Below are 1,093 nucleotides of genomic sequence, written 5' to 3'. Positions count from 1 at the left end.
ATGGCGGGTGTGGCACAGTGCAATCGGTGGCAGGGGTTGGTCTCAGCAACCAAATCCTACGCTGCTTCAAGCGCTTAAGCTACATCCGCCAGCCCTCTCCAGCCCTCTCGTGCATAAGAACGGCTAAGGGCCTCCTGCCTTCTGAGCACTTCGTGGACTCAGCCTACGTTGATGCGGCCTTGTTGGTCAGCAGCCGGCGGGACTACGGCATCTCGCTCGAGGGACCGGTGCGGGGCGTATCGAGCTGGCAATCCCGCATGAGCCAAGGATACGACATGCCCCGATTTGCCGTTGACTGGGAGAACGAACAGGTGACCTGTCCGCAGGGCAAGATCTCCGTAACCTGGCGCGTTGCGCGTAGCGAGGACGGAAGCCCGCGTATCCATGCTCGCTGCAGCCGCTCGGATTGTGGGGCCTGCGCCGCCAGAGCGTTGTGCACACCAGCCAAGGACGCGCGTCGCTCCGTCTACTTCCACCTGCGCGAGGAATACGAAGCGCTGAGCGCCGCACGGGCCCGCATGCGCGACCCCGACTGGAAAAAGCGATATCATGTCCGCGCCGGGGTCGAGGGCACGCTCTCACAGGGCGTGCGGGCGTTCGGGATGCGACGGAGCCGGTATATCGGGTTGCTGAAGACCGGCCTCCAAGAGGTGTGTTCGGCGGCTGCGATGAACGTCTCGCGGATTGTGCACTGGCTGGATGGATCACCCCGGGCCACAACGCGCGTGACCCGCTTTGCCGCCTTGGCGCCGATTGCCTGAATTCGCCGACAGTATCTACGTAATGTCCATGGCCCACACCTGATTGGGGCGCGTCACCGACAGCTTGCGCAGCAGATAAGGATAGATCTGATGTCCTGGCGCCGGTTTGGAGGTGTTGGGTTTGCGATAGAGCGCCTCGATGCCCATCCGCTTCATCAGGGTGGCAACATGCAGGCGTCCGACCGTGAAGCCCTCCGCGACCAGCTGTCATAGGGCGGTGAATACTGCCTGATTGTGGGCCTCGAAAATTCCCTAGCTGATGCCCTGCCGTCGCGGCCTGAGCCACGCTCTCGCCGTGCAGGCGCTCCCGCCATCGTCGATGATTCTCTCCG

Annotated in this window: 1 protein-coding gene and 1 pseudogene; one reads left to right on the top strand and one right to left on the bottom strand. The window is 63.0% G+C overall.

Features of this window, described 5'->3' with window-relative positions:
- The coding region (locus FS320_RS43940) for a transposase (RefSeq protein WP_210252268.1) at positions 1-761 on the top strand (761 nt) is incomplete at its 5' end.
- Positions 762-779: 18 nt separating this feature from the next.
- Here the strand turns inward: FS320_RS43940 and FS320_RS43935 are convergent.
- Positions 780-965: pseudogene (locus tag FS320_RS43935) on the bottom strand (IS3 family transposase); the annotation flags it as partial.
- Positions 966-1,093 lie beyond the last annotated feature (128 nt).

It is taken from the genome of Microvirga tunisiensis, from assembly GCF_009296175.1.
Classification (GTDB): Bacteria; Pseudomonadota; Alphaproteobacteria; order Rhizobiales; family Beijerinckiaceae; genus Microvirga; species Microvirga tunisiensis.
This window is presented reverse-complemented; position numbering and strand designations above follow the sequence as displayed.